The sequence below is a fragment of the Desulfosalsimonas propionicica genome (assembly GCF_013761005.1).
GTDB classification, from domain to species: domain Bacteria; phylum Desulfobacterota; class Desulfobacteria; order Desulfobacterales; family Desulfosalsimonadaceae; genus Desulfosalsimonas; species Desulfosalsimonas propionicica.
The window spans coordinates 107,166-129,107 of sequence record NZ_JACDUS010000009.1; the positions used below are offsets into that span (position 1 = coordinate 107,166).

Genomic DNA, 21,942 nt, shown 5'->3' on the forward strand with positions numbered 1-21,942 from the left:
TTCCATTTCTTTTTTTATTTTAAATTGCAAATAATGAATTGCCTTGCCGGGGTTATTGGCATTTTTCCTGCTTTTCTTGTTTTTGCGCCAATGGACAATCCCGGCACGTTGCACACCCGCACCCGGAACCACCCGCGCTGAGTGCGCGGACAATGTAACGGCACAGGTACCAGACGGCCGCGCACCCGATGATCACAAGCAGCACGGTTTCCATGAACGAATTTCCTTTATTTCATATCCCGGGCCTGGACCCAGATCACGGCATCCTGGGAAAGTTCCCTGCCGTTGTGCTCAGTGGCCGGGCCCGCACCCAGAGCACAGAAACCCCACCACCCGGCCCTGGGCAGGCCATAGGTGAATTCACCGCTGGCATTGGCTTTAATGGTCATGGTGACAAATGAATCCTGAGGGGCCCGGACTTTCGCCTTTCCGGCAAAGGCGTTTTTTTTCATATCCGGTTCATGATTGAGATATTCCACCTCGATTTCTGCATATGGAACCGGTTTGCCCTCTCTTTTGACAACACCCCGGAATACATTTCCGGTCCACAGCGCATAAGGCTTGTCCAGGGGCACGATTTCAGCCGGCAGCCCGATTTCCGCATCCCAATCCGTTGGAAACCCGGCCGTATTGACCATCATCTTGGTGATCTGCTGAATATAAACGTCTTCTTCTTCCTCATAATAAGGGGTCGGCACCAGGCAAAACACATTGTCGCCCATCCCCCTCAGGCGGCAGGTGCTTTCATAGGCTGCACCACTGTTTTCCAGCCCCGTCCACTCAATGGGTTTTAAGGTGTCTTTCAAATCCTTTTTTCTTTGTTTACGCACCACAAAGAATTGCTCGGGCTCTTCCATATCCATGGTATGGCCGGCATCAAAAGGATGGGTGAATACCAGTTTCAGATCAATGGCCTGCCCGTTTTCCAAAGCGGTTTCCGGGGTATAAATCATCTGGAAATGTGCCATTGCAGGGGCTGTCATAAATACTGCGGCGGCTGCAGCCATCACTACCCATTTTTTCATTCCTGCATCTCCCTTTTTATCTTGACTTTCAAGGTTTTTTCAGAATCATTGCGGTTGATTTGCTAATCAATTTTCTCGCCTGGAATTTCAACCTCATGCCCCTTTCCCGCATCAAAAATGACGGTGTAGGGCACTTCCGGCTGGTCAAACTCAAATTCGCTGAAATCATTCATTTTGCCTTTTTCCAGCACTTTTCCGTCTTCTGCGACCACGCGTACTTCCACGCCCGCTGCAGACGAGCCGTCAGAAAATCCACCTTCACAAACCACCGTGCCATCGCCAATTCCATAGCAGGAGCACACGGGAGTATGGGCCAGAGCCGGCCCTGATGCCGCGAGAATCAGAATAAATCCCATAAGTGCCGTCCATCTTGTCTTTTGCATACAACAAACCTCCTTTAAATTAAGTAAATTAAAACCTGATGAGGGGCCCGGAAGCGCTCAGGGCCCCTCATCCGTCCATTAAAAAAACGATTCCTTTCAATAAACATTCAGATTTTCCGCCAAATAATGTTACCGCCCTAAATAACATCAAAATCCGGCCGGTTTCGGACCAGTCCCATGACCACCGTCAATGTCAGGGCAAGACCGTAGAAAATCCACATGGCTTGAAAGCCGCTGAACCCCAGGGCCCTGCCCCCGGAAAAAACCGCCACGGCAACGCCAAGTGCCAAAACCATGGAATAGCCAATGGAAAACAGCATCCACCGGGTTCCCCCGGCCTGAATCTTAACTGCAATAGCCGCGGCAAGGCACGGCGGATAAAGCACCATGAAAAGCATCAGGGAAAGACCATGCAGCGGAGTGAATCCTGTCTCTTTTGATGCCATGCGTTTTTCCAGGGATTCTCCCCGCTCATCTGATTCATACAGGGCTCCCAGGGTGGCAACGCTGCTTTCTTTGGCGGCCAGCGCGCTTAGCAGCGCCACGTTAACCCGCCAGTTAAACCCTGCATACCGGGTAACCGGCTCCAGGCTCTTTCCGGCCCATCCCAGAAAACTGTTATGGATCTGCTCATTTTTCATATCCATGAGCAATTGCTTGCGGCTCCGCTCCAGGCTACGGGCGGCCCGATAGGCAATCATGCCGTCTTTTCCCTGGCGGGTGACAATTTCATAAAGCTCCGGGTCTTTTTCCCTGAATCTTTCATTGACGGCTTTGGCGGCATCACCGCCGCCCGCCCCAAGGCGCGCATTTTTGTAACCGCTCCAGTACCGGACAAAATCCATGATGTTGTCCGGATCAATAGCGTCGGCATAATCCGTATCCTCAATATCCTGGATAAAAGATGAGACCGCTTTGTGCTTTTCTTCCTGATAATGCGCCATGCGCTCTTCGCTGATGCCGGGAAACCGCATCAGGATAAACACCACCACGGCCACGGCGGCCACAATAGTTGTAATCTTGCGCACAAAGAGCCAGACCCGTTCCACTGCCCGGGTCAGCACTCCGCGCACAGTGGGCACATGATAGGGGGGCATTTCCATGACAAAAGGGGAAGTGGGCCTTTTTTTCAGCACCGTCAGAGTCAGGATTTTTGAAATGGGCAGCACCAAAAGCAAACTGATCGTGGAAATGAAAAACATGGCCCAGGCTTTGTGGGAAGCGAAGTAAATATTAATCAACAGTACATAAAGGGGCACCTTGGCCAGGCAATTGAGCAGGGGGATCACCAAAATGGTGGCCAGCCGCGAGCGTTCATCGGGTATTGCTTTACACGCCATGACTCCGGGCACGGCGCATCCGCCCACATAAATACCGCCGAGCACCATGGGCAGGGTGGACTGGCCGTGCAGGCCGTAGCGTGAAAAAAGCCGGTCCATGATAAAGGCCATGCGGGGCATGTAACCGGAATCTTCCAGAATGGCAATTAAGGCAAACAGAATAAAAAATATGGGAATGTAATTGAGAAGGGCATTGATGCTGTCAACAAACCACAAGCCAAAGGCCCGCATTACCGGAATTTCAATAAATCCGGCCCCGGGCAGGAGGACTTCCACCCAGCTGCGGATCTTTGCCAGAATCGGCCAGGTATAATTGGTGACATTGTAACCCTGGACAATGGACAAATAATAAAGCAGCCAGATCACCGCCACCAGGACCACCGGCCCCATCAGCCGGTGGCAGACCACTTTATCGATCCGATCCGACCAGGAAAGCCGCCGGGCTTGCCCCGGTGACATGCAGGATCTGGCGATCCGATCCGCCTCCTGATAGCGGCGGTTGGCAATATGGATTTCCGGCATTTCATCAAACCGGGACTCGAAGTCTGCGCGCAGCCGTTCAATATCTGCGGTAAAATCCTCAGGGCTCGGATGGACCGATGCAACCAGTCGAATTACTTCGCTGTCGCCTTCCATTAGTTTGACGGCCAGCCAGCGAAGGGGATAAGCTGCCGGCAATTGCGGGGTCTCGGCCAGAACACGGCTTTCAATGTCGCGCAAAAACGGCTCCATCTCCCCGTAGTCCAGCCCGATGCCGCCTGACGAACCACTGGTATCCGCCAGTGCTGAAATGGTGTCGAGCAGTTCCTTTTTCCCGCGGCCGGTTTTCATATTCGTGGCCACCACGGAAATGCCCAAAAGTCCGGAAAGCTTTTGCGTATCAATGGAAATGCCGCGTTTTTCCGCCAGATCGATCATATTCAGGGCCAGGACCACCGGCGCCTGCATTTCCATTAACTGAAACGTCAAAAACAGGCAGCGCTTGAGATTGGATGCATCCATCACATTGATCACCACGGACGGATCTTCCCGGAGGATAAAATCCCGGGCCACCTGCTCCTCCGGAGAATAGGAGGTCAGACTGTAGGTGCCCGGGAGATCAACGACTTCCACATTTTCCCCGTTGCCGGCATACCAACCGATCTTTTTTTCCACGGTTACTCCGGGATAGTTGGCCACATGCTGCCGGGCACCGGTCAAAGCATTAAATAGTGTGGATTTGCCGGAGTTGGGCTGGCCGGCCAGTCCAATTTTCGTTTTTTGCTGCCTCATTTGCATGCAATCTCCACTGCCCTGGCTTCTTCATGCCGAAGACTGATATAATATCCGTCCAGTTCCACTTCCATGGGATCTTCAAGGGGTGCATTCCGGATCACCCGAATCCGCAGGCCGGGGTAAACCCCCATATCCATAAGCCTGCGCCCCAGTCTGTCCCGGCTGCACAATTTTTCAACATAGGCTTCATCCCCGGGCTTTAATTGATCCAATGTCATTTTCCAGTCCTTTCCAAAAATTGCCATAACCTTCCCGGAAACCTTCCCCGGCTTGAGGAGGGATTCCGGGATAGACAACTATTGATTGATTAGATAACACATTAATTGTTTTATATTTCTAACTGAATGCACCAAAAAATAACCGCCTCTGGCCCCATGCCAAAAAATACGGCGGATATCAGCCTATGCGGCTTATTTTTCCGATGAAGTGTCTTTTAAAGAACCGACCCGACTTTTGAGTTCACAGGCAAAGTCACCGGTTCTGGCCCGGCATTTTTCCGGCTGATAGCCGCAAAGCCGGTATTCTTCAAAATGCTGAAGCCAGTTTTCCCCTGCCCGGGGACACTGCTGAATAAAGGCCATAAAATCCGTAAAACTTTCAAGTGTCGAAGTGCTGAGCGCATGTTCCATCCTGCAGGCTTCCTCGTCGGCCATCTGCGGCTCAACCTGCAAAATATCGGTTAAAAACTGATATAAGATCCCATGCCGTCGCCGCATTTCCTTTCCCACGGCCAGGCCGTTGGCGGTCAATTCAACATATTCATACTTTTCATAATGAACCAGGCCCCGTTTGCTCAACGTTTTGAGCATACTGGTAACAGTGGGCATCTTTACGTCCAGCCGACCGGCAATATCTTTGACCCGGACCACTTTTTTCTCAGCGGCCAAATCGAAAATGGCTTCCAGATAATCTTCCATCACCGGTGTCAACGGTTTATCCTTTGTATCCGGTTTTTGGGGCTCATTCATTTGAGAGCTCTCATTAAATTTTGCTTCTCTAACTTTTATTAAAAATTAACTACGCTATCGTGAAAACTTTGTCAAGATTTTTTATCGTTTTTTTTACCGGGCTGGATTTGTGTATCCAGCCCGGGATTTTTGCAGATCTTTAGGTTTTCAGGATATTGTCCTTTAGCTGGGCAATCTGGATGCCCAGGCCGATGCACTGCTTGCCCATCATGCAGGTCTCTGCATCCTCGGGTTCGAGAAAGGTTTTGAGCTCATGCTGGTCTTTTTTCAAATCCACGACCCAGGCCTTGTTTTCCTGGTCATAATCCACTGTTACATCAATGCCGCATTCGCCGATATCCGGGTAAATCTCTTTGATTTTTTCGCAAAGCGCTTCCTTGTCAGCCATATAGCCTCTCCTTTGGGTCCGGTGGGTTAAAATTCATTCGTACTGGTTTTCTTATAAACTATTTCCACTCGTGGAGACTGTCAAACCGGAAGCTTGACTTAAGTCAATGCAGGACCCCGGCAAATACCTTAAAAAGGAGACAAACAATTTACGCAATCCCAATGGATGCTTAATTTGAGATCAGACGTGAACCAGGCGCTGCATATGAATCCAGGGCCGGCAAAAAGGAGGAGCATAGAATGAAATGCCCAGGACAGGACAGCAGATATTGGAAACCGGGCGCCATTTTTGAAACCGAGTGCCCGGAATGCAAAAAGCCGGTGGAATTTTTCAAGGATGATACCATGCGCAAATGCGGTCACTGCGGTCACCGGTTTGTCAATCCGAACATGGACTTCGGGTGCGCGGCCTATTGCAAGTTCGCAGACCAGTGTCTCGGCGAGCTGCCCCCGGAACTGCTGGCCCAGCGCCAGGAGCTGATGAAGGACCGGATTGCCGTGGAAATGAAAAAATATTTCAGGCAGGACTTCAAGCGCATCGGACATGCCACCCGGGTGGCCCGGCATGCCGAAGCCATCGCCGGCCGGGAGGGCGGGGATATGGCGGTGATTCTGGCAGCCGCATACCTGCATGATATCGGCATTCCAGAGGCGGAAAAAAAGCATGGCAGCAGCGCTGCCCGCTATCAGGAGGAAGAAGGCCCTCGGGTTGCCAGACAGATCATGGAGGATGTGGGCGCGGCAGATGCCATGATCGACGAGGTCTGCGACATCATCGGCCACCACCACCATCCCCGGGAAAATGAGACATTGAACTTCAGGGTCCTCTATGATGCGGACCTGATCGCCAACCTGGAGGATTCGGCAAAAAGCAAAGAACCGGACAAAGCCCACATGGAAAAGGTTATCAGCCGGCAGTTTCTAACACAAGCCGGCCAAAAGCGGGCAAAAGAGATTTTTTTGAATTAACTTCAAATTTTTACAAATAACAAAAAAATGACAGAATCGGAAGAAGCTTTTTATTCCGCCTGGCATTTTTGCAGGAAGGAAGCCCTGCGGTCGGGGTCAGTTTTTTCGCTCCTGATCGTTTACGGATTCAGCCAATGCCTTCGCTAAAATTTCAAAAACTCGGCCTGTCGGCCTCAAACAATTTGAAATTTTTACGCTCCGGCATTTGCTGAATTTTTCCGTAAACGCTCAATGTCGCTTCAAAAACCGACCTCGCTCTTGGGCTTCCTTGGAAGCGTTCTTCCCGGCCCAAACCCCGGGATCAAACTATAACAGCACCTTTTTTTGGAAGTTACTTAGAAACTTTTTACCAAACCATCAAAGCGTATTCATCGGAGAAAATAATGAAAACCCTGCGAAAAATCATAGAAATCAACGAGGATCTCTGCGACGGCTGCGGCCAGTGCGTTGTTGCCTGTGCCGAAGGCGCCATTGCGATCATCGACGGCAAGGCCAAGGTCATTTCCGAGAATCTGTGCGACGGCCTTGGGGCCTGCATGGGTGAATGCCCCACCGGCGCCCTGAAAATCGTGGAACGCGAAGCCGAGGAGTTTGACGAGGAAGCCGTGGAAAAACATCTGGAAAATCTTCAGCAAACCGGGTCTGAAACAAACGAAACCCAGCCGGAATTGGCCTGCGGATGCCCGTCCCGGCAAGTGCAGATTTTCGAGGATTCCGGTCAAGGTGCCCGAAGCGTTCAAGGAGATCAGAGCCCGGATTCCGCCCTTTCCCACTGGCCGGTGCAAATCCGCCTGGTGCCCGCCAATGCAAAATTTTTAAAAGGCGCTGACCTGCTGGTGCTCGCAGACTGCGTGGCCGTGGCCTACCCGGACCTGCACAGGGATCTGCTGCAGGGGAAAGCAGTAATGATGGGATGTCCCAAGTTCGACGATATTGACAGCTATACGGAAAAATTTGCAGACGTATTCAAACAGGCGGGCATCCGGTCGGTGACCACGGTGACCATGGAAGTGCCGTGCTGCAGCGGACTGCCCCAGGTGGTCAGAAAAGGCATGGAAGCCGCGGACACACAGGTGCCCCACAAGCAGATCGTGATCAGCACAAAGGGAAAAATCCTGAAAGAAACCGCAGCATAATTTCCGGGTCGGCGGTGCGGTTACTGCCGTACCGCCGGATTCACCGACAGGACCGGACACGGTGCCCGGCGAACCACCCGGTCGGTGGTGGATCCCACAAGCAGGTTTTCAACCATGCCGTGACCGCGCACCCCAAGGGCGATCATGTCCATGTCATAAAGATCCGCATACCGCACCAGTTCCGCGTAAGGCTTTCCCACCAGCACACTGGTTTTGATCTCTTCGCACCAGTTGGCCGCATCAGCCGGCACCATAGCCGAAAGCTTCTGCTTGATGGCCTCATGGAGATCTGTGGGCAACGAATCACCGGGTTGGGCGGGAAAGCTTAAATGATCCTTGTACTGGGTGGGCTCCACCACGTGGACAAGATGCAGCTCCGCCTCAAACTCCTGGGCAATATTTACGCTGCATTCCACGGCCGTATCCGAGTCCTCTGAAAAATCGCAGCCCACCAGGATGCGTTTAAACGGAATAGTCTGACGGTGGGGTTTTTCCAGTTCCTCAATGGTGCGCAGCACCAGAATGGGGCAGCTCAGCATGCGCATAAGACGGGCGGTTACAGACCCGAGAAACAATCGTTTGATCCCGGAGCGACCGTGGGTGGCGGCAATCACCAGATCAACGTCGTAATCCGCGGCCATGGAGGCGATCTCCTCTGTGGCGTGTCCGATGGTGATCAGCGGCGTTGCTTCCACGGAGGCCTGTTTTAGCTGGTTTTCTATCTCCCTGCGGGCAAACTCCATAAAGCGCTGCTGCTGGGTGATGGGATCAAAAACCGCCTCTCCGTAAACCGAGATGGTGGGAAGATCAATGACATGGGCCACATAGAGTTCCGCGTTTAATTCCGCTGCCAGCTCAATTCCGTAGGGAACCACCATCCGGGATACATCTGAAAAATCCGTGGCGCAAAGGATGCGATGGATCTTTGTTTTCATGGCCGGCCCTCCCTAGGGTTGGAGGTGAAAAAGATATGAATTTTTTAGCTTAATCTAACAATAACACTTCCGGCTGTAGCCGGCAACACGTATCCGCATCCGCAGGCAGCTGCCGGCAAATTGGCCGGGCCGGGCTATTTTTCCCCCGTGATATGCGGCTTGATATCCAGGATCGGGGTCTGATCGAGCATGTCGATGTTTTCCACCTCCAGAACGTTTTCCCGGATATCTGTCACGCGCAGCACAGATAAGCCGATGGGGTTGGGCCGCCGGGGCGAGCAGATGGAAAACACGCCAAAGGGCCTGTCTCTGTGCGGCGGTTTCTGCACCAGCAGATCCGGGGTAAAGGCCTGGCTTTTATGAAAGCCAAACAACACAACAATCTGCTCGCCAACAGCCAAGTCCTGCAGGCCCTTTTGAAAATCCGGGTTGATCTCAATTCTGCCCTTTGCCTCGGAAACGGTCCAGTGCCGCGGTATATCGGTTTCATCCGTATAAAATGTGCCAATCGGGGTCATTTCGATTTTCATCTGCCACCTCTTATGCTTTCTGGATTTTCTTTTGGTCTTTTTTCCGGATGGCTGCGTTTATTTGCGCACCAGCCGGGCCACGGCCTCGATATGAAACGTGTGGGGAAACATGTCCACAGGCTGAATTTCAGCCACGTGATAGGTTTCAGCCATCAACGACAGATCCCGGGCCAGGGTGGCCGGATTGCAGGAGACATAGACCATTTTTTCCGGGGCCATGTCCAGTACGGATTTTACCACGTCCTTGTGCATGCCCGCCCTGGGCGGATCAATAATCATCACATCCGGCCTGTGTTCTATCTGTGATATGGACTGCCGGATGTCGCCGGCCACGAATCTGCAATTGGTGATCTGATTTTTTTCGCAGTTTTTTCCGGCATCAGCCACGGCCGATTCCACGATTTCCAGGCCGGTGATCCGGCCCGCATCGGCTGAGAGCCAGATCGGAATTGTACCGGTTCCGGTATAAAGATCCACCACAGACTCAGATCCGCTTAACTGTGCATATCTGCGCACGGTATCATAGAGTTTTTCCGCCTGTGCGGTGTTGGTCTGAAAAAAGGAATTGGCCGAAACTTCAAAGACAAATTCACCGAGCTGCTCCTGGACAAAGGCCCGGCCGGAAACGGGCACTTCATATTCGCCTGCGGCTACAGCCGCTTTTTTGGCCGTCACGTTGTTGACCACCCCGGCGATATCATCGTGGGCCTCCATGAGATAGCCGGCAACAGCCGCCAGCGCCCCGCGGTCCTCGGCTGCCGTGACCAGGTTGACCAGCCAGCGGTCTTCGGCCACGGAATGGCGCAGCATCACAAACCGCCAGAACCCTTCGTGAGTTCGCAGACCGTAAGGGGCCAGCCCTGAGGCCCGGATTCGGTCGCGCACATCATTTAAGATGCGGTTTCCTTTTTCCGGCTGCAGCAGGCAGGCGTCAATATCCAGAATTTTATCAAATGTTCCCGGCACGTGCAGGCCCAGGGCAAAATCCTTCGGGATATCGGTTCGGCCAAGCTCCTCGGGCAGCAGCCACCGCCTGTCAGAGCAGGAAAACTCCATTTTGTTGCGGTATCCGAAGATCTTGTCCGCCGGCAGCACCGGATGTACCGGCACCCCGGAGATCTGACCGATGTGCTCCACGGCTTCTCTGACATGCCGGCGCTTGTATTCCAGCTGGCGCCCGTATTGCAGAAACTGCCATTTGCACCCCCCGCACCACCCGGCATACCTGCAGGGCGGCTCGATTCTGTCAGCCGACGGCTCGATTATCTGCAGGGTGCGGGCTTCTGCATAGGATTTTTTCTTTTTCACGATCCGGGCCAGAACCCGGTCGCCGGGCACGGACTGATCCACAAAGACCGTATACCCGTCTATTTTGGCAATACCACGGCCGCCAAAGGCAATGCCCGTGACGTCGAGTTCAATTTCCTGTTTTTTCTTAACCGTCATAATCCATCCAATACGTTTTATGTTTTCTCTTGCTTCATAGTCCGGATCATAATGCTCTGTCAAACAAAGCCGATGGCAAAACACAAAGGTCAATATCTGCGTTGCCATCGCAAAAGGCTTTTTCGAAGTTTTATGGACAGGAGGCCCGGAGACAGGGGTTGGTTTTTTCGCTCCCGATCGTTTGCGGATTCAGCCAATGCCTTCGCGAAAAATTTCAAAAACTCGGGCTGATCGCCCTCAAACAGTTTGAAATTTTTTTGCTCCGGCATTGACTGAATTTTCCCGCAAACGCTCAATGTCGCTTCAAAAACCAACCCCTGCCCCCGGGCCTCCGTGATAGGCTGTTCATTTGCAGGAAAAACCCATTACATCCAGGACTTTGCAGAGCACCCCGCACATGGAGGCGGCCGGGGCGGGTTTGTCGGGCTGCATTGGAGTGGTTTCGGCAAAAGATTCACGGCCGCCTCCATGCGAAAATCGTTGCAAGCCACCAAATCCAATTGCGTTGCAATACCGAAAACGATACATATATTGACAATTTGCCGCTCACGACTGTTGCATGACATTTTGAATCCCCTTGCATCAAAAAAGGAGCCCATATGCAGGAAACCCTGTTTTTTGAGGCAGACGGCCTGCGGCTGCACGGCACCCTGCACCTGCCGCAAACCCCAAAACCCCCTTTTATCATCGGGGTTCACGGCATGCTGTCCAACGGCGACTCCCCCAAACAGCAGGACCTGGCCCGGCAATGCAACCGCATGGGAATTGCCTATTTCCGGTTTGATCACCGGGGATGCGGCAGAAGCGACGGGGTATTTGCGGAAGTGACCACCTTTGAAGGCCGGTGCCGGGATCTGGCAGCCGCCATGGCTATACTGGGCCGGCGCCCGGACCTGGGCCGCTCTGCGGGTCTTTTCGGCAGCAGTCTGGGCGGGGCGGTGGTGCTGCATGCGGCCCGGGAAACAGATTTTGACGCTGTGGTCACCCTGGCCGCACCCATCCGGTTTTCCGCCATTCACATCCCCGAAGATTATCAGACAGATCCGGACCTTGCCAAAATCCGCAGGGAGCAGTTGACCTATGACCTCACAGAAAACCTTGCCAACGTCCACCACCTGCTGGTCTGCCACGGGGATGCCGACCCGGTGGTGCCTTATGAAAACGCCCTGCAAATCCACGATGCCGCCGGCAAACCCAAAAAACTCCTTTGCCTGCCCGGCGGCGATCACCCGTTGGGTCAGCCGGAACACCAGCAGACATTCATGGAAAACACCCTGGAATGGTTCGGCCGTCACCTTGGTTCCAAAACAAGTTGACCATGGAAAACAAAAACGCAGGAAAAATATCAAAATAAAGGGTTGACAAGGCCCATGCGCTGCTGATAGGGAATCTGGAATCCAGTAATTGGTTTTTTTTGTGATTTTTCCCTGCATCATCTGCAGGAACCGAAAAAAGCCAGTTAAACTGACAATCAGTTGAATTGAAAATCAGTTGAATTAAAAATCGGATTGTCAAAATGAATATCCGGCCGGTCATTTTCAGCCTTATTCTGATTATCGTACCCGTACTGGGCGTAGGCCTACTGGACGGGAAACGGGGTTGATAATGGCTCGTAAAAATTTTTAAGCAGCATAAATTCTTACATAAACCGTTATCAGCCCCGAAAAGCTGATAACGGTTTTTTTGTTTCAGGGGGAGACAAATCATGAAAAGCGACATCGCCAAGCAGGGTATCGGAAGAGCACCGCACCGGGCATTGCTCAAGGCTGCGGGCTACACCGATGATGAAATCCGCAGGCCGCTGATCGGCATTGCCAATTCGGTAAACACCGTGGTGCCGGGCCATACGCACTTAAACCAGATCAGCGAGGCGGTCCGCGCCGGCATCTACATGGGCGGGGGCACGCCTGTGGAGTTTGGCACCATCGGTGTATGCGACGGCATTGCCATGGGCCATGAAGGCATGAAATATTCCCTGGGCAGCCGGGAACTGATTGCTGATTCCATTGAGATCATGGCCACGGCCCATGCATTTGATGCCCTGGTGCTGATTCCCAACTGCGACAAGATCGTGCCCGGAATGCTCATGGCAGCCGCGCGTCTGGATATTCCGGCCATTTTCATTTCCGGCGGTCCCATGCTGGCCGGCCGCAACCCGCAAAACCCCGGCGAAAAGGTTGATTTGATCTCGGTGTTTGAATCCGTGGGCAAGGTCCGGCGTGGGGTGATGTCCGAGCAGGAACTTTGCGGCATTGAAGATGCGGCCTGCCCCACGTGCGGATCATGCTCGGGGATGTTTACGGCCAATTCCATGAATTGTCTCACAGAAGCCATCGGCCTGGGGCTGCCCGGAAACGGCACCATCCCCGCGGTAATGTCGGCCCGGATCCGGCTGGCCAAGCAGGCCGGCATCCAGAGTGTGGCCCTGCACGAACAGGGACTCGTGCCGAGCCGGATACTGACCCACGAGGCATTTGAAAACGCCCTGTGCGTGGACATGGCGCTGGGGTGTTCCACAAACACGGTGCTCCATATTGCGGCCCTGGCCCACGAAGCCGGCATGTCCCTGGATTTAAACCGGATCAACGACATCAGCAACCGGATCCCGCATTTGTGCTCCCTGAGCCCGGGCGGGGCCCATCACATCGAGGACCTGCAAAACGCCGGTGGAATCGGCGGGGTCATGAAAACCCTGGCCGAAGCGGACCTGATTGACACCTCGTGTTTGACGGTCACGGGAAAAAGCGTCAAGGACAACCTGGCCGCCGCCCGTGTTATCGACGATGAGATCATCCGCCCCGTTGACCGGGCTCATCACAGGGTGGGCGGGCTGGCCGTACTTTTCGGCAACCTGGCCCCCAACGGATGCGTGGTCAAACAGTCCGCGGTGGTGGACAAGATGATGCAGCACGAAGGCCCTGCCCGGGTGTTTGATTCCGAGGAGGACGCCACTGAAGCCATCATGGACGGCCAGATCAACAAAGGAGACGTGGTGGTCATTCGTTATGAAGGCCCCATGGGCGGGCCCGGCATGCGAGAGATGCTCACCCCCACCTCGGCCATTGCCGGAATGGATCTGGATGCCGACGTTGCCCTGATCACCGACGGACGGTTTTCCGGGGGAACGCGCGGGGCGGCCATCGGTCATGTCTCGCCCGAAGCCATGCAGAAAGGCCCCATTGCCGTGGTAAAAGAAGGCGATATAATCGCCATTGACATTGCCGGCAAAAGCATTTCTCTGCAGGTCGATGAAAACGAGCTGCAGAAACGTTTTTCCGACTGGCAGGCCCCGGCACCGAAAATCACCAAAGGCTACATGGCCAGATATGCCAAACAGGTCACCTCAGCAGACAAGGGAGCGGTATTAAAGGGATAACATTCGACTTGGAAACCGTTTTTTATAAACCGCAAAAACATTGCGCAAAAAATGACCCCAAAGAATGACGAGGAAAGACAATGAAGCTCAAAGGTGCTGATATACTTCTGAAAATGCTTCAGGAAGAAGGAGTGGACACCGTTTTTGGATATCCGGGCGGAGCGGTGATTGATATTTATGATGCCCTGATGGAGGAAAAAAGCATCAACCATGTGCTGGTTCGCCATGAACAGGGCGCCGCCCATGCCGCAGACGGCTATGCCCGGGCAAGCGGAAAAGTGGGCGTCTGCCTGGTGACCTCCGGGCCCGGGGCCACCAATACGGTCACCGGCATTGCCTCGGCGTATATGGACTCCATTCCAATGGTGATCTTGACCGGCCAGGTGCCCACTGCCCTGATCGGAAACGACGCCTTCCAGGAAGTCGATATTGTGGGCATCACCCGGCCCTGCACCAAGCACAATTACCTGGTCAAGGACGTTCGCAACCTTGCGCGCACCATCAAAGAGGCCTTCCACATCGCCCGCTCCGGCAGACCCGGACCGGTGCTGGTGGATCTGCCCAAGGATGTGATCAATGCCACAACCCAGTTCAACGTGCCCGGAGAGGTGAAGCTCAAAACCTACAATCCCACCTACAAGCCCAATATCAAGCAGCTCAACAAGGTGGTGGATCTCATTGCCAAAGCACAAAAGCCGGTGATTTTCTCCGGCGGCGGCGTCAGCCTGTGCCAGGGACACCGGGAGTTGACCGAACTGGCGCGCAAGCTGCAGATCCCGGTGACCAGCACGCTCATGGGGCTGGGCGGATTTCCGGGAACGGATCCGTTATGGCTGGGAATGCTGGGCATGCACGGCACGTTTCGGGCCAACATGGCGGTTTCTGAATGCGACCTGCTCATATCCGTGGGGGTGCGCTTTGACGACCGGGTCACGGGCAAGGTCGACGAGTTTGCCCCGAATGCCAAAATCGTGCAGATCGACATCGATCCCACCTCCATCCAAAAAAACGTGCCGGTTCACGTGCCCGTAGTGGGTGACTGCAAAATCTCCCTGGCGGAAATCAACACGCTTGTGGACAAAAAAAAATGGGAAGGGCTGGAAGAAACCCGCAAGCCTTGGCTTGCACAGGTTGATGAATGGAAACAAACCACCCCCCTGGCTTATCAGCAGGCAGAGGTGATCAAGCCCCAGTACGTGATCGAAACCCTTTATGACCTCACGGGCGGCGATGCCATCATTTCCACCGAAGTGGGCCAGAACCAGATGTGGGCGGCCCAGTATTACCACGTCAAGGAACCCGGCCATTTTATCACCTCCGGAGGGCTGGGCGCCATGGGATTCGGGCTGCCCGCGGCCATCGGCGCCCAGGTGGGTGCACCGGGCACGACCGTTGTCGACATTGCCGGCGACGGCTCCATACAGATGAACATCCAGGAACTGGCCACGGCTGTGCAGTACAATCTTCCGGTGAAGGTGGTGATCTTAAACAACGGCTTTCTGGGCATGGTGCGACAGTGGCAGGAGCTGTTCTACAAACGGCGCTATTCGTCCACCCAGTTTGTCCATGCCCCGGATTTCGTCAAGCTTGCCGAGGCCTACGGCGCCGTGGGGCTGCGGGCGAAAACCCCGGATGAAGTGGCATCGGTTCTGCGTGAGGGACTGGAATGCAATAGGCCGGTGGTCATGGATTTTGTTGTGGAGCCGGAGGAAAGCGTCTATCCCATGGTGCCCGCAGGGGCGCCGATCAAGAAGATGCTTCTGGTGTAAGCCCGACCTGATACGACATCCGTAAGAACCGGTTGAAAAAAGGATTTGATGATGAACGAAAAAAAACATTTACTCTCCATTCTCGTGGACAATGAGCCGGGCGTGCTCTCGCGGATCACAGGGCTGTTTTCCGGCCGCGGATACAATATTGAAAGCCTGAGTGTGGCTGAAACCGTGGATCCCGGAATTTCGCGGATCACCATGGTCACCAAGGGCAGCCCCATGATCATCGAGCAGATTCAAAAACAGCTAAACAAACTGATCAACGTGCTCAAGGTCATTGATCTGACCGGCACCCAGTATGTACAGCGGGAGATGGCCCTGGTAAAGGTCAATGCCCGGGCCGATCATCGGGCGGAAATTCTGCGCATCACCGATATTTTCCGGGGCCAGGTAGTGGATGTGGGCATGGAGCATTTTACCCTGAAAATCGAAGGCGATGCCGAAAAAATCGAGGCTGTGCTCAATCTGCTAAAACCCTATGGCATCCGGGAAATCGCCCGAACCGGCTGCGTGGCCCTGCCCCGGGAAAACCGATAAGGCAGTTGAAATCCGGCCGATGCATGATCATGATGCAGGTGGCAATAACAACCGAATTTTTTGAAAACCCAATAAAATGGAGGACCAGGACATGGCGAAACTGGATTTTGGCGGAGTGGAAGAAGAAGTGATCACCTCTGATGAATTTACCATGGAACAGGCGCGTGAGGTTTTGAAAGACGAGACCATCGTGGTGCTCGGATACGGCGTACAGGGCCCGGCCCAGGCGCTGAACCTCAAGGACAACGGGCTTTCGGTGATAGTGGGCCAGCTCGAGGGCGACGAATACTGGCAAAAGGCCGTATCCGACGGATTTGTGCCCGGAGAAACCCTTTTCCCTCTGGAAGAAGCGGCAAAGCGCGGCACCATCATCATGGAACTGATGTCTGATGCCGGCCAGGTGGCCACATGGCCCAAGATCAAACAATGCCTCAATGAAGGCGATGCCCTGTATTTCTCCCATGGGTTTTCCATTGTCTACAAGGACCAGACAGAAGTCATCCCGCCGGAAAACGTGGATGTGATTCTCGTGGCCCCCAAGGGCTCGGGCACCAGCGTACGCAACAACTTCCTGGAAGGCCAGGGCATCAACTCCAGCTTTGCCATCCACCAGGATTACACCGGCCGGGCCCGTCAGCGGGCACTGGCCATCGGCATTGCCATCGGCTCGGGATATCTGTTTCCCACCACGTTTGAAAAAGAGGTATTCAGCGATCTCACCGGCGAGCGCGGCGTGCTCATGGGATGTTTGGCCGGTGTTATGGAAGCCCAGTACAACACCCTGCGCAGCCACGGTCACAGCCCCAGCGAGGCGTTTAACGAAACCGTGGAGGAACTCACCCAGAGCCTGATCCGGCTTGTGGATCAAAACGGCATGGACTGGATGTTTTCCAACTGCAGCACCACGGCCCAGCGCGGGGCTCTGGACTGGGCTCCCAAGTTCCGGGATGCCGTGGCCCCGGTATTTGAAAACCTGTATCAAAGTGTTGCCTCCGGCAAGGAAACCCAGCGGGTCCTGGAAGCCAACAGCACTCCGGATTATAGGGAAAAACTGACCCGGGAACTCGATACCATCAAAAATTCCGAAATGTGGACGGCCGGGGCGGCTGTCCGCTCCCTGCGGCCGGACCGCCGCGGAAAATAATCAACACCTAAATTGTGCGACTTCCAAGTTTGCCGTAGATACAAGGAAGATGCAGACTTGCTATAGTCAACTATGCGAGGCTGCATCTGACGCGGCAGATGCGGTAAACTTGGAAATCCCGGAGGGTTTCAGATTTTTAAAATAGAAATGGATGTTATCCTTTCAAATGGATTGCTTTTAAAAATCTGAAACGCTCAGTTTAGGCAATACAGAAGCAAAAGAAGGTTTCCATGAAATCCATACGGCTTTATGACACCACCCTGAGAGACGGCACCCAGGGAGAAAAAATCAGTTTCACGGCCCAGGACAAGCTCAAGGTCGCCCGCAAACTCGATGACATGGGCATCCATTACATCGAGGGCGGGTGGCCCGGGGCGTCTGCCAAGGACTTTGATTTTTTCCAACTGGCGGCCAAAGAGACATTTCAGCATGCCCGGATAGCGGCATTTTGCGCCACGCACAAGCACGGCAGCACGCCTGAAGACGACCGGCAGCTCAATGTGGTCCTTGAAAGCGGCGCACCGGTGGGCACCATTGTGGGCAAAACCTGGGATCTGCATGTCACAAAGATCCTGGGCATTCCCCTGGAAGCCAACCTGGAAATGATTGAAAACTCCGTGGCCTATTTGAAAAAAAACGGCCTGGAAGTGCACTACGATGCCGAGCACTTTTTTGACGGGTACAAGGAAAACCCGGAGTACGCCGCCCGCACCATCAGGGCAGCCGTGGCCGGAGGTGCGGATGCCATCTGCCTGTGCGACACCAACGGCGGGGCCCTGCCCCATGAGATCGAGGAGATCACCACGGCCATCAGGGAAGTGATCGACAGCTGCACTGACCGGCCCATTCATATTGGAATTCACACCCACAACGATTCAAACCTTGCCGTGGCCAACTCCATTGTCGCGGTTCGCGCCGGGGCCACAATCGTTCAGGGGACCATCAACGGTTACGGGGAGCGGTGCGGCAATGCGGATCTGACTTCGATTATCCCGATTCTTCAGCTAAAAATGGGCTATGCCTGCATTTCCGAGGAAAACCTGGCAAAGCTTCAGAAAGTGTCGCTGTATGTGAGTGAGACCGCCAACATGACGCCCGTCAACAGCCGTCCCTTTGTGGGTAAAAGCGCTTTTACCCACAAGGGCGGGCTGCATGTGGACGCCATCATGAAAGAGCCCCGGTCCTATGAACACATCACCCCGGAGCTTGTGGGCAACCGCCGCAGGGTGCTGATCTCTGACATGGCTGGCAAGGGCAATATCCGCTACAAGGCCCGGGAACTGGGCTTTCCGGTGGATGAAAACGGATATGACTATGCAGAAATCGTCAACACCGTCAAGCGCCTGGAGCAGGAGGGCTATCAATACGACGTGGCTGACGGATCCCTTCGCATTCTCATGGAAAAGCTCACGGACCAGTTTCAGCCGTGCTTTGAGCTCGAATCCTTCCGGGTGACCGTGGAAAAGGAAAAAGACCGGCCGTGCCGGTCCCATGCCATGATCAAGATCAACGTGGAGGGAATCGAGGAGATCACCGCCGCAGAAGGCCACGGCCCGGTTTCCGCCCTGGACAATTCCCTGCGCAAAGCATTAAACAATGTCTACCGCAATGTGCTCGACCCGGTCCATCTCGTGGATTTCAAGGTCCGGGTGTTAGACGGCAGAGACGGCACCGGCGCCAAGGTCCGGGTGCTGATCGAATCCCGGGATGAAGAGACCATCTGGAGCACCATCGGAGTATCCGAAGACATTATCGAGGCAAGCTGGCAGGCCCTGGCAGACAGCTTCCAGTACAAACTGGCGCGGATCACCAACGGCAACAACCAGAGCGTGCAGGAGCAAGGGAAATGAAGGAAAAGGTATACATATTGGACACCACCCTGCGCGACGGGGAACAGTCGCCCGGGGCAAGCATGAACACCGCCGAAAAGGTCCGCCTGGCCACCCAGCTGGAAAAACTGGGGGTGGATGCCATAGAAGCCGGGTTTCCCGCGGCTTCAGAGGGCGATTTCGAGGCAGTGGCCGAAGTGGCCAGGAAAGTGAGCAACTCGGAAATCGTGGCCCTGGCCCGGGCCTCGGTGCATGACATTGACCGGGCCTGGAAAGCGGTGGGCCATGCAGCCAAACCCCGCATTCATACGTTTCTGGCCACCTCGGATATTCACATGCAGTACAAACTGAACATGTCCCGGGACGAGGTGCTCAAAAGCGCTGTGGACGCAGTCAAGTACGCATGCTCATTTACCGATAATGTGGAATTTTCCGCAGAAGACGGCTCCAGAAGTGATCCCGATTTTCTGTGCCAGGTCTTTGAAGCCGTCATCAATGCCGGGGCAAAGGTGATCAACCTGCCCGATACAGTGGGCTATGCCGTGCCCCACGAATTCGGCGAACTTGTGGCTTACGTGCGCAAAAACACTCCCGGTATTGACAAAGTGATTTTAAGCGTTCACTGCCACAACGACCTGGGCCTGGCGGTTGCCAACACACTGGCAGCCATTGAAAACGGGGCCCGGCAGGCAGAGGTCACCATCAACGGCATTGGCGAGCGGGCCGGCAACACGTCTTTGGAAGAGCTGGTCATGACGTTAAACACCCGGCCCACTTACCTGCCGGTGACAACAGCCATTGAAACCACGCGCATCTACCGGATCAGCCGGCTGGTGAGCATGATCACAGGTATGCCGGTTCAGCCCAACAAGGCCATTGTGGGGGCCAACGCCTTTGCCCACGAAGCCGGCATTCATCAGCATGGGGTCCTGGCCAATCCCATGACCTACGAGATCATGAAGCCCGAGACAATCGGCCTGACCACCAGCAAGCTGGTCATGGGCAAGCACTCGGGCAAGCACGCCCTGCACAAACATTTGAAAACCATCGGCTATGATCTTTCCGAAGAAGAACTCAAGCTGGTGTTCAAAAAATTCAAGGAACTGGCGGACAAGAAAAAGGTGGTGCTTGACGAGGATCTCGAGGCCCTGGTCAATGAAGGCGTGTTGCGCACGGCAGACATTTATTCCCTGCAGTATCTGCATGTCACCGCAGGCACCACGGTGCTGCCCACGGCCACGGTGAAAATGCTGATCAACGGCGCGGAAGCCTTTTGCACCGGCAGCGGAAACGGCCCCATTGACGCGACGTTTAACGCCATATCCGAGCTAACCCAAACCCAATCCTCGCTTCTGCGCTTTTCTGTCAATGCCCTGACCGGGGGCACGGACGCCCAGGGAGAAGTGACAGTGCGGCTCAAGGAAGATGAAATCATTGCCCTGGGCCGGGGGGCGGACCCCGACATTATCACCGCCAGTGCATACGCCTATATCAATGGACTAAACCGGCTGGAATATCTAAAGGAAAACCCGGCACGCACATCCGAAGCGCTTTAAAGCATTTCCGCGCTCCGGCTGCGGCGGTTTGATTAATCAACTGCGATGGTTTTGACCAGATCGGCTATCCGGCTAATACGGTTTTGCTCCATGTAGGCAACCAGGCCATCGATGATTTCCGTTGTCACTGAAGGGTTGACAAAATTGGCCGTGCCCACCTGCACGGCCGTGGCCCCGGCGATCATGAATTCAAGGACGTCTTGGGCGCACATGATGCCGCCGATGCCAATGACAGGAATGTTTACAGCTCCTGCCACCTGCCAGACCATACGCAGGGCCACGGGCTTGATGGCCGGGCCGGACAGTCCCCCGGTGATATTGCCCAGCTTGGGCCGGCGGGTATGAATATCCACAGCCATGCCGGTGATGGTGTTGATCAGCGATACAGCATCAGCCCCGCAGTCTTCCACTGTTTTTGCGATGCAGACAATATCTGAGACATTGGGGGAAAGTTTGACAATCACGGGCTTGGTGGTTTTTTTGCGAACGGCTGTCACCACCGTGGCCGCCGCGTCCGGATCCACTCCAAAAGCCACGCCCCCGGCCTTGACATTGGGGCATGAAATATTGATTTCCATGCCCGCGATCTGTTCTACCGGGTCCATGCGCGCAGCCAGTTCTGCGTACTCCTCCACGGTTTTGGCGTAGGTGTTGACAATCACCGGGGTGTCATAGGCAGCCAGCTTGGGGAGCCGGTCGTTTAAAAAAGTCTGAATGCCGATGTTCTCCAGGCCGATGGCATTTAACATGCCGCAGGCGGTTTCCACGATCCGCGGCGGGGGGTTGCCTGCGGCCGGCTGCAGGGAAAGGCCCTTGACCACAATGGCCCCCAGGGCATTGAGGTCCACCAGATCCGAGAACTCCAGGCCGTAGCCGAAAGTGCCGGATGCAGTCATCACGGGATTTTTCAGACAAATGCCGCCGATATCCACGGCCAGATCCGGGTGCTGGGTCATAATGCCTTTTCCGTTTTGCCAGATAACAGGAATGAAAATGCTTGTTGCAGTGCAAATCAATGACATGAAACCACACATCGGTCAAGAAGGAAAACCGGAAAAACCCCGGCCGGGCTCAGCCCGGCCTGCACAAACAAAAAAACAGGATCCACCCGGAGGGAAGAAAGCCCTGCGGCCGGGGGCGGGTTTTTTCGCTCCGGATCGTTTTTGCGGATTCAGCCAATGCCTTTGCCGAAATTTACAAACTCGGGCGCAAGCGCCCTCAAACAGTTTGAAATTTTCCGGCTCCGGCATTGGCTGAATTTTCCCGCAAAAACGATCAATGTCGCTTCAAAAACCCGCCCCCGCCCTTCGGGCTTCCTTGGGGACCCTATTCCA

The 21,942-nt window shown here is 54.4% G+C and carries 20 protein-coding genes; 9 read left to right on the top strand and 11 right to left on the bottom strand.

Going from position 1 to position 21,942, the window contains the following annotated elements:
- Positions 1-52: 52 nt before the first annotated feature.
- The 7 genes from HNR65_RS13735 to HNR65_RS13765 all read right to left on the bottom strand — a co-directional run bounded on the left by HNR65_RS13735 (position 53) and on the right by HNR65_RS13765 (position 5,379).
- Positions 53-214 carry a hypothetical protein gene (locus HNR65_RS13735; RefSeq protein ID WP_181552082.1) on the bottom strand — a complete coding sequence of 54 codons (162 nt, stop codon included), beginning with the start codon at positions 212-214 and terminating at the stop codon, positions 53-55.
- A 13-nt stretch (positions 215-227) separates the two neighbouring features.
- On the bottom strand, positions 228-1,025 hold the full coding sequence (locus HNR65_RS13740; RefSeq protein ID WP_181552083.1) for a DUF4198 domain-containing protein: 798 nt from the start codon (positions 1,023-1,025) through the stop codon (positions 228-230).
- Positions 1,026-1,087: 62 nt separating this feature from the next.
- Positions 1,088-1,408 carry a hypothetical protein gene (locus tag HNR65_RS13745; RefSeq protein ID WP_181552084.1) on the bottom strand — a complete coding sequence of 107 codons (321 nt, stop codon included), beginning with the start codon at positions 1,406-1,408 and terminating at the stop codon, positions 1,088-1,090.
- Between the two features lie 137 nt (positions 1,409-1,545).
- A complete protein-coding gene (gene feoB, locus HNR65_RS13750; protein ID WP_181552085.1) occupies positions 1,546-4,020 on the bottom strand; it encodes a ferrous iron transport protein B in 2,475 nt (824 codons plus the stop codon).
- Entirely contained in the window at positions 4,017-4,268 is a 252-nt protein-coding gene (locus HNR65_RS13755) for a FeoA family protein (RefSeq protein WP_232364780.1), read from the bottom strand. Before HNR65_RS13755 ends, feoB begins: the two co-directional genes overlap by 4 nt.
- Positions 4,269-4,433: 165 nt before the next feature.
- A complete protein-coding gene (locus HNR65_RS13760) occupies positions 4,434-4,991 on the bottom strand; it encodes a metal-dependent transcriptional regulator (RefSeq protein ID WP_181552086.1) in 558 nt (185 codons plus the stop codon).
- A gap of 139 nt (positions 4,992-5,130) precedes the next feature.
- Positions 5,131-5,379: a hypothetical protein gene (locus HNR65_RS13765; RefSeq protein ID WP_181552087.1), complete on the bottom strand. Its 249-nt coding sequence runs from the start codon at positions 5,377-5,379 to the stop codon at positions 5,131-5,133.
- Between the two features lie 239 nt (positions 5,380-5,618).
- Between HNR65_RS13765 and HNR65_RS13770 the strand changes: the two genes are divergently transcribed.
- Positions 5,619-6,347, top strand: a complete 729-nt coding sequence (locus HNR65_RS13770; protein ID WP_181552088.1) for an HD domain-containing protein — start codon at positions 5,619-5,621, stop codon at positions 6,345-6,347.
- 383 nt (positions 6,348-6,730) lie between these two features.
- Entirely contained in the window at positions 6,731-7,483 is a 753-nt protein-coding gene (locus tag HNR65_RS13775; RefSeq protein WP_181552089.1) for an ATP-binding protein, read from the top strand.
- Positions 7,484-7,503: 20 nt separating this feature from the next.
- Here the strand turns inward: HNR65_RS13775 and HNR65_RS13780 are convergent, their stop codons facing one another.
- The 3 genes from HNR65_RS13780 to rlmD all read right to left on the bottom strand — a co-directional run bounded on the left by HNR65_RS13780 (position 7,504) and on the right by rlmD (position 10,394).
- The gene (locus HNR65_RS13780) at positions 7,504-8,418 is read right to left on the bottom strand and encodes a universal stress protein (protein WP_181552090.1); all 915 of its coding nucleotides are present in this window, start codon (positions 8,416-8,418) and stop codon (positions 7,504-7,506) included.
- A 134-nt stretch (positions 8,419-8,552) separates the two neighbouring features.
- On the bottom strand, positions 8,553-8,948 hold the full coding sequence (gene tsaA, locus HNR65_RS13785; RefSeq protein ID WP_181552091.1) for a tRNA (N6-threonylcarbamoyladenosine(37)-N6)-methyltransferase TrmO: 396 nt from the start codon (positions 8,946-8,948) through the stop codon (positions 8,553-8,555).
- A gap of 57 nt (positions 8,949-9,005) precedes the next feature.
- Positions 9,006-10,394: a 23S rRNA (uracil(1939)-C(5))-methyltransferase RlmD gene (rlmD, locus tag HNR65_RS13790; RefSeq protein WP_181552092.1), complete on the bottom strand. Its 1,389-nt coding sequence runs from the start codon at positions 10,392-10,394 to the stop codon at positions 9,006-9,008.
- 599 nt (positions 10,395-10,993) lie between these two features.
- Here rlmD and HNR65_RS13795 point away from each other — a divergent pair.
- The 7 genes from HNR65_RS13795 (at position 10,994) to HNR65_RS13825 (ending at position 20,608) form a co-directional block, all read left to right on the top strand.
- Positions 10,994-11,710: an alpha/beta hydrolase family protein gene (locus tag HNR65_RS13795; RefSeq protein ID WP_181552093.1), complete on the top strand. Its 717-nt coding sequence runs from the start codon at positions 10,994-10,996 to the stop codon at positions 11,708-11,710.
- A gap of 389 nt (positions 11,711-12,099) precedes the next feature.
- The gene (gene ilvD / locus HNR65_RS13800; RefSeq protein WP_181552094.1) at positions 12,100-13,770 is read left to right on the top strand and encodes a dihydroxy-acid dehydratase; all 1,671 of its coding nucleotides are present in this window, start codon (positions 12,100-12,102) and stop codon (positions 13,768-13,770) included.
- An 80-nt stretch (positions 13,771-13,850) separates the two neighbouring features.
- Entirely contained in the window at positions 13,851-15,539 is a 1,689-nt protein-coding gene (gene ilvB, locus HNR65_RS13805; RefSeq protein WP_181552095.1) for a biosynthetic-type acetolactate synthase large subunit, read from the top strand.
- 51 nt (positions 15,540-15,590) lie between these two features.
- On the top strand, positions 15,591-16,079 hold the full coding sequence (ilvN, locus tag HNR65_RS13810; protein WP_181552096.1) for an acetolactate synthase small subunit: 489 nt from the start codon (positions 15,591-15,593) through the stop codon (positions 16,077-16,079).
- A 91-nt stretch (positions 16,080-16,170) separates the two neighbouring features.
- Entirely contained in the window at positions 16,171-17,223 is a 1,053-nt protein-coding gene (gene ilvC, locus HNR65_RS13815) for a ketol-acid reductoisomerase (RefSeq protein ID WP_181552097.1), read from the top strand.
- Positions 17,224-17,453: 230 nt separating this feature from the next.
- A complete protein-coding gene (gene cimA / locus HNR65_RS13820) occupies positions 17,454-19,073 on the top strand; it encodes a citramalate synthase (RefSeq protein WP_181552098.1) in 1,620 nt (539 codons plus the stop codon).
- Positions 19,070-20,608 carry a 2-isopropylmalate synthase gene (locus tag HNR65_RS13825; RefSeq protein WP_181552099.1) on the top strand — a complete coding sequence of 513 codons (1,539 nt, stop codon included), beginning with the start codon at positions 19,070-19,072 and terminating at the stop codon, positions 20,606-20,608. Before cimA ends, HNR65_RS13825 begins: the two co-directional genes overlap by 4 nt.
- Positions 20,609-20,640: 32 nt before the next feature.
- On the opposite strand, the gene HNR65_RS13830 is transcribed toward HNR65_RS13825, so the two are convergent.
- Positions 20,641-21,564 carry a dihydroorotate dehydrogenase gene (locus HNR65_RS13830; RefSeq protein ID WP_181552100.1) on the bottom strand — a complete coding sequence of 308 codons (924 nt, stop codon included), beginning with the start codon at positions 21,562-21,564 and terminating at the stop codon, positions 20,641-20,643.
- Between the last annotated feature and the right edge of the window lie 378 nt (positions 21,565-21,942).